The 6936-nt window shown below is 67.2% G+C and carries 9 protein-coding genes and 1 pseudogene; 4 read left to right on the top strand and 6 right to left on the bottom strand.

Annotated features, from left to right (window positions below; all coding sequences use genetic code 11):
- Positions 1-240, bottom strand: a pseudogene (locus FAF44_RS25370) (hypothetical protein); the annotation flags it as partial.
- 112 nt (positions 241-352) lie between these two features.
- Between FAF44_RS25370 and FAF44_RS25365 the strand changes: the two are divergent.
- Positions 353-952 carry a hypothetical protein gene (locus tag FAF44_RS25365; RefSeq protein ID WP_237105753.1) on the top strand — a complete coding sequence of 200 codons (600 nt, stop codon included), beginning with the start codon at positions 353-355 and terminating at the stop codon, positions 950-952.
- A 110-nt stretch (positions 953-1062) separates the two neighbouring features.
- On the opposite strand, the gene FAF44_RS25360 is transcribed toward FAF44_RS25365, so the two are convergent.
- The 3 genes from FAF44_RS25360 to FAF44_RS25350 form a co-directional block, all read right to left on the bottom strand.
- Positions 1063-1866, bottom strand: coding sequence for a hypothetical protein (locus FAF44_RS25360; RefSeq protein WP_237105752.1), 804 nt, complete (start codon positions 1864-1866; stop codon positions 1063-1065).
- Between the two features lie 446 nt (positions 1867-2312).
- Complete coding sequence (locus tag FAF44_RS25355; protein ID WP_237105751.1) at positions 2313-2738, bottom strand: SRPBCC domain-containing protein; 426 nt, start codon at positions 2736-2738, stop codon at positions 2313-2315.
- Entirely contained in the window at positions 2735-3073 is a 339-nt protein-coding gene (locus FAF44_RS25350) for a helix-turn-helix transcriptional regulator (RefSeq protein ID WP_237105750.1), read from the bottom strand. The genes FAF44_RS25355 and FAF44_RS25350 overlap by 4 nt, the downstream gene beginning before the upstream one ends.
- Before the next feature lie 87 nt (positions 3074-3160).
- Between FAF44_RS25350 and FAF44_RS25345 the strand changes: the two genes are divergently transcribed.
- The 3 genes from FAF44_RS25345 to FAF44_RS25335 all read left to right on the top strand — a co-directional run bounded on the left by FAF44_RS25345 (position 3161) and on the right by FAF44_RS25335 (position 4654).
- The gene (locus FAF44_RS25345) at positions 3161-3649 is read left to right on the top strand and encodes a DUF1579 family protein (RefSeq protein WP_237105749.1); all 489 of its coding nucleotides are present in this window, start codon (positions 3161-3163) and stop codon (positions 3647-3649) included.
- A 236-nt stretch (positions 3650-3885) separates the two neighbouring features.
- Positions 3886-4095, top strand: coding sequence for a hypothetical protein (locus FAF44_RS25340; RefSeq protein WP_237105748.1), 210 nt, complete (start codon positions 3886-3888; stop codon positions 4093-4095).
- Between the two features lie 97 nt (positions 4096-4192).
- Positions 4193-4654: a hypothetical protein gene (locus FAF44_RS25335; protein WP_237105747.1), complete on the top strand. Its 462-nt coding sequence runs from the start codon at positions 4193-4195 to the stop codon at positions 4652-4654.
- Between the two features lie 424 nt (positions 4655-5078).
- On the opposite strand, the gene FAF44_RS25330 is transcribed toward FAF44_RS25335, so the two are convergent.
- Complete coding sequence (locus FAF44_RS25330) at positions 5079-5555, bottom strand: NUDIX hydrolase (RefSeq protein ID WP_237105746.1); 477 nt, start codon at positions 5553-5555, stop codon at positions 5079-5081.
- A 30-nt stretch (positions 5556-5585) separates the two neighbouring features.
- Entirely contained in the window at positions 5586-6809 is a 1224-nt protein-coding gene (locus FAF44_RS25325; protein WP_237105745.1) for a helix-turn-helix domain-containing protein, read from the bottom strand.
- Positions 6810-6936 lie beyond the last annotated feature (127 nt).

Here is a 6936-nt window from a genome sequence, read left to right as displayed (position 1 = left end):
CCCCCGCCCCCGCTGATCCCCGCTCTGCCGCGGGAATCGCGCCGCCCTCAGCGTCCGCGTCCCTGCCTCGTGCGCGCGCGGCCCCGAGCGGACGTCCACCGGATCGACCCCGGCCGCCGTCATCCTGGCCGGCGCCTCGCCGAACACCGGCGCGGGCTCCTCCACCTCGGCCGACGCCATGGTCTCGGCCGCTCCCCACGCCGCCTGCCGCATCGCCCGCGTGATACGTCCATGCACCATGTAGGCAAATGCGGCGGGAGCTCCCGGCGAAACCCTCCGTAAGCGCGTGTACACCGAACCGCCTGGCGTGGCGTCCAATCTCGTCCACGTCTTCTGTCTCTGGAGTCACGCCATGCGCTTACGCATCCTCGCCGTGCTGGCCGCGGTCGTCGGAACGTTCCTTTCCGCCTCTCCCGCCGAGGCGGCCACCACCTACCGTGGGGACGGCGACCACGTCCAGCGAATCCGCGCCACCACCACACCCGGCATCGCGAAAATCGTCCACGACGGCGACGGCTACTTCTCGATCTGGGGCTTGGACCGTTCCGGCAACGAGCGGCAACTCCTTGCCAACCACGTCGGCGCCTACGAGGGGACCACCGTCTACAACACGGACTCCGGCGACCGGCTGGCCGCCCTCAAGATCAGCGCCGACGGCCCGTGGCGGATCCAGCTTCTCCCGCTGAGCAAGGCGCGCTCCTGGTCGATCACCACCTCCGGCGACACCGACGACGTGATACGCCTCTCCAAGCCGAGCAACGGCCTCCACACGTTGCGCATCCGCCATTCAGGCGCCGGCCACTTCTCCGTGTGGGGCCTGGACTCGCGGGGCCGGCGCAGCGACCTGCTCGCCAACAAGGTCGGCGCCTACAAGGGCGGCATTCCGCTCCCACCTGGCACGCGGTACGCCGTGGTGTCCGCGGACGGCCCGTGGTCGATGGTGCGGCGCTAGAACGGCGGACAGCCCCGGTTCTCCCACGGAGGCGCGGGCCCAGGCGTTGTCGAGTCAGACGAAGCCCCACCACGACACCGCCTGCGGCCCGTTCCCGCCCTCCCGCCGCCTCAGGCCGCCTGCCCGGAGGGCTCCGGCACGCCGACGGGCGCGTCAAGATCATGGGCCGACCGGGCCAGCCAGACCACCACCAGGACACCGACGACCGTCGCGGCGTCCCCGTAGACCTCCGCCGGCACTCCGCTCAGCCCGCCCACCAGCATGAGCATGAAGGGCAACACCACAGCGAGGATGCCGTACTTGACGGTGGCCCGCTGCCAGCGGTCGTCGTCCCACTGCGCCCGCAGGACCAGCACGTTCCAGATCAAGGACGCGAAGGCGGCGACGAGCGAAAGACCTCCGACCTCATACCCGGACAACCTCAGCCCGAAGTCGACGGCAGCGCCCCCGTATCCCAGGCCGCCGCAGATCAGCAGGATGAGGACATGCCTTCGAGTACGTCCCACTGCCAGGGAGAGCAGCAGCGCGACCGCGAACGTGGGCACGAGCGCGATCACCACCCCCCACCAGGTCCAGGCCACCAGGAACGGACTGACCAGGGAGAACGCCGCCGCCACGTACAGCACCAGGCGTAAACGCCGGATGCCCCGGCCTTGCTCCGCCGCCGGCCCGGCCAGCGGCCCGCGCAGACACTCCCACAGCGCCCAGGCCACCACCACCCCCGCCAGGGTCGGCAGCAGCACGTTGAACCACGTCACCTGCATGCTCGCGTCCGGCGCCGCGAACAACGCCATCCACCACAACGCACCGAGATCACCGACGGCGAGCGCGACCACGACGGCCGCAGCCAGCGCGACGAGGTAGGCGCCTGCGACCAGGAGAGCGGGAACGCCTGAACGATAACGACGGAACATATGACACTTCCCGAAGAAGATCAGTGAGCCGGACGCCTCACCCTAATGAGCCGCCGCCTTCAAAATCCTCCGTCTCGTCCCTTCCGGCATCTCCACGATCACGAAATGAGAGGCGTAGTCCTCGGCCTGCTCGCCGCCGTCACCTCTCTCATCGCGTCGGCCAAGGGATTCCAAGGCGGATGGCGCTGGGCTGTTCGATGGGCCTTGCTCAAGACCAGTCACCGGCAAGCCCGGCCTGGTCGTTCGGTCGGCGCTGGATGCCTGAAGAAGAACGCGGCAGACCCGCCTGGCGCTCAATCGAGTAGGTCAGGACGGCGGCCGGTCGGGGCTCTGCGGCATAGAGACTCCCGGGTTCGCAGTTGTGGAAGCGGTGAAGGGCCACTTTTGCGTTCAGGGACAAATACTCCCACGCGCAACAATTAGCAGGCGGCTATGTTCGACCAGGTTCAGCGGGGTTCCTGGCGTTCTGCCGTTTCGCCCAGACGATGGAGCAGGTGCGCCCAGCCATCGCTGGTCTCCTCTTCGAGTACGGTCGGCAGACCACTGTGGCGCAGGGTGAGCTCGGTGCCATCACCGTCCGGGGTCAGGGTGACTTCGACTCGGGATGCCTCTGGTGCCATGTCGGGCGCTCCCGGTGTGGCCTCCCAGCCGAAGGTGAAGACGAGACGTTCGTACGGCACGAGCTCCACGAACCGTCCGCGCATCACCGGGCGTGGGCCCTCGTGCATCGCAACCTGCAAGGTGCCACCGGGGCGGGCGTCCAGCTCGGCCGTTCCCCACCATTGCGCCAGGCGTGCCGGGTCGGTGAAGAACCGCCAGACCGTCTCGGGACGCGCACGGATGTGCAAGGTCTGCTCAATCGTCCTGCTCACAACGATCCCTTCACGTCCTGGTCACCAGTGTGCGCGCGTTCTTCTCGCTCGGCTTCGTGCTGGAGGCGGCTGAGCGAGGCGGACCACATCGTCTCCAGGAACGTCACCGCCTCGGCCAGCCCCTCCGGACGTAGCCGATAGAAGCGGCGATTGCCTGCGCGGCGGACGTCGACGAGGCGGGCTGCTGCCAGCGTTCGCAGATGCTGGGATACCGCAGGGCGACTGATTGCGGGAAAGCGCTCGGCGATCTCGCCTGCCGATACCTCGCGATCCCGCACCAGGACGAGGATGGCGCGGCGGGTCGGGTCCGCCACAGCGCGAAGCGCGTCGTCCATGGGCCACCGCCTTCGTTTGCGCACTGCCGGGAGAGCATGTAAGTGTTTAAGCAACATCTTACACTCTATCGATGGCGAGGATTCACCATGTCAGGAGACGACAGCACCCGTGCCCCGCGACGGGAGAACCAGCGCCTGAATGCGCTGGTTGGCCGTTGGCGTTCGCAGGGGCGTATAGCGGCCACCGCGATCGACCCGGCGATCCACATCGCCGGGTCGGACACCTACGAGTGGCTGGCGGGCGAGCACTTCCTCATTCACCGTGTGGACGTGCACATGAATGAGGAGCACGTCGAGGTCATCGAGATGATCGGGCCCTACGATCCAGCGAGCCGGACCTACCCCATGCGCTCCTTCGACAATCACGGCAACTTCATCACCATGCGGGCAAGCGTCGACGACGAGGGTGCCTGGACGTTCGCCGGTGAGACGGAGCGGGCGACGCTGGTGATCGCCGAAGACGGCGACTCCATGACGGCTGAATGGCAGCGCACGGACAACGGCTCAAACTGGCGGCACTGGATGGACATGAGCTTCACGAGGGCTTCCAGCCCCAGCGCCGTCCCTCGCCGCTGAATCCCTCGCCGCTGAATCCCTCGCAGATCAGAAGCCTCACCGTCGAGCTCGCGACGGCTGGCGGTGGCTGATGGACGGCCCCCGGCGACGCGGGCGCAGGACCTGGCGGCCCGCCGACGAGGTGGACGCGTACGCCGTGGTCGCCCTGCTGCACACGCTCAACGACGTCACGCTGCGCCTGCATCCCGAGGTGCACGGGTGGGCCGCCGGGCAGTTCGCCCCGTGGCGCATCCAAGGTGTCGAGGCCGGGTTGTCCCATCGGTCAGGCGCCCGGGTGCGAGCCGGTTGTCCGGCTCGCCCGCGCCAACGGCGACGGCCGTCAGCGGTTCCGCGACGTAGACCCCGCCGTGGCCGCAGACCTCGCCGACGTCCTCGAAGCGCTCCCGGACCGCATGCGCGAACTGGTGGCGGCGCTACAGACCGCGGCCGAGGCGCTCGGCAAGTAAGAAGGGCACAGCGGCGGAGCCCCGGATGGCTGGCGATGCAGACAGCTTTCGTCCGGTGCGCCAGACACCATCCGGCCGTCTCACTAGATTCGCTGTCGTGAGTTCATTCCGCGATGCGATCTTCGCTCGGGACGACATCCCGCAGGACTTCGACCAGGTCGAGGCCATCGAGGTCGCCGGCTACCTCGCCACAGCCACGCGCACGGGCACGTACTGGACGGCCACCGTCAAGGACCTGCCCGGCGGCCACGTCGTAGAGGCACAGGGCGCCACGTGGAACCAGTTGGGAAGCAACGTCCTCCACTGCGTCGCCGAGTTCCTCGACAGTGACGACGTAGGTGTGGCCGTCGTTCCCGCAGATCCGGACGCGGCTGACGCCTTGCACGCCGTCGTCGAGGCGCGCACTGCCCGGTTCCACGCCGAGCAGGCCGAGCGGGCCGCGGTCATTCATGCCGCCCACCTGCTCGCCGGCCAGGGCTGGACCGTCCGCGACATCGGCAGCGCTCTCGGCTTGTCCCACCAGCGCATCGCTCAAATCGCCCCCCGCGCCGTCACGTAACTGTGAACGTCCTGGCGGACGCGAAGGATCGACCTGGCCACCCCATCCTCGCCGACCTTGCGGAGACTCCATGGCCGGGGCTCGTGAAACGGTGCGGCGATCCCGGACCAGGAGCTCGCGCCAAGCGGGTTGAAGGTCCGCAGGCTGCGGCACGCCCACAAGGTGATGCTCGAGGGGCGGTCGTCGTGGACGCGCTTTGGCCCAGACGAGAAGACGATCCGTCAAGATCGCCTCTTTGGGGTATCCGCGATCACGGGATAAGGGGTGTCCTGCAGGTGGGCGGTACGGGAACCAGTGGCCCCTCGCTTGTAAGGCTCGCCAGGACAAGGCGGGACCTCGGGTGATTCCAGGTCTCACCTCGGCGAACGTTCCACCTGGGTCCCCCGCCGTCCATGCTCGTCCCGGGCCGTTGTCGCTCAGACAGTCACTCAGCGGGGACGGTCCGGCCGTGCTCTAGGTAGATGGTCTCGCCCTGCTCACGGGCGATGGCAGCCGCCTTGAGACGACGGGCAAGACGCTCGATCATCAGGCCGTCCAGCTCATCAACACGACGGAACTCATAGGCGCTCAGCTCTTTGTCGGCGAACCTGATCTGCTTGATCTCCTCGTCGTCCAGGGTGCCGCCGTCGAACACGAAGAGAACCTTGTCGCCCTCCTGCGGGAGAGGTGCCCAATCGGCTACGAGAAGACGGCCAATGGTTGGCTGGATGCCCAGCTCTTCGCTTACCTCCCGGACGCAAGCCTCGTAGGGAGTCTCCCCCGGCTCAACGTACCCACCGGGGATGTCCAGATACGGCTTGTACGTGGGCCGGACGAGCAGCACCCGCCCGCTGTCATCGAAGAACAGCACTCCAGCGGCAGCGCTGGCCTGAGCGAAACGCACGGCCTCCTGATCATTCACGGCCTCGACCTTACGCCACAGGGCCTGCTCTCACACGATCTTCAGACGCCGGGCGAGCGCGGCGAGCTGGAAGCCGGGCTTGCCTCTCTGCCTCCCGATCCAGGACATCGTGAGCTGACGGCTGAGGTAGTGATGGCGCACCTGCTCGGGCGCGATGGTCTCAGCCTCCAACAGTGCCGTCAGAGCATCTTCGGTACGGTTCCGCAGGCTGAAGGCATGCGCCACGGCGAGACCATGGCGAGCGCGACGTTCGACCGGAAGCCCACTGGTATCCAGCCTTGGCCCAACATCTACGGCGACTTGGATGTCTCCCAGTTCGATCGCCGTCGCCACTTCGTGGATGCGAACGTTCGTCGGCCCGAAGGCCGTCCACACATAGTTGGCATCCCTGCCCAGCCGCACCGCCGACTTCCTCGCTTCGGCAAGGAACGCACGCGTCGCATCCCGGTCATCGTCTCGCGCCGCCGCCATCGACCCAGCGAGGTATAGCGTCCCGTACACCGACAGCAGTTCGGGTGTGGCGAGCGGAAGACCAGGAGACAGCAGTTCAGCGGCGTCCACGGTGAGCTGCTTGGCTGCCCTGTATCGGCCGTTGGCCAGCAATGCATGCGTGACGCAGCGAAGCAATGAGGCCGTGATGAGCTGATCGCCGGAATCCCGGGCGAAGGTCAGGCCCCGCTCGGCGGCAATCCATGCGAGATCGGCCTCGCCCACCTTGGTCAGCATGCTGGCGGCAGCGTGATAGACCTGGCCGAGCGCACCCAGTGACGACAGGCGCGCATCGCCGTCGCCAACACGTGCGGCATGGTGAGCTTCGCCGACCAACGCCGGAAGAACCCTAATGACATAGCTGTACCTGGCCCCCTGGTATGCCCGCCACACTTCGTCAATGGCGCTCTTCAACGAGGCCAGACTCGGCGGCTCCGCGTTCACGATCACCTCGGCCATCGGCGAAAGCTGCCGATAATCGGTGATCGCTGCCCGCAGCGCGGGAATCGTCCGGTCACCGCTCTCATCCGTCCACTCGAATAGGTGCAGCTCAGATAGCAGGTCACCGAGAGACACGTCCAACGCGTTCGCCAGTGACTTGATGACCGACAGCCGGTCCAAGGTGATGCGATCGTTCTCGACCTTGCTCAGCCAATCAGCGGTCCGTCCCACCAACCCCGCCAGAACGTCTTGGGACATACCTCGGCGTCGCCGATACCAGGCCACTCGCTGGCCAATGGACAAGTTGCTCGTCATTCCCCGCATGCCCTCATCCTCAGCGGGCGCCTACGACGGACCCGGAATTTCTTTCCGGGGCAGCAGCTCAGCCCACACATACCGTCACGCTACGTCATCTCCGCACGTGATGGGAGCCCACTCATGCAACCACCGA

The organism is Nonomuraea sp. MG754425 (genome assembly GCF_021699195.1).
Lineage (GTDB): Bacteria > Actinomycetota > Actinomycetes > Streptosporangiales > Streptosporangiaceae > Nonomuraea.
Note: the sequence above shows the minus strand (reverse complement) of the source record. Positions and strands in the feature narration are given on the sequence as shown.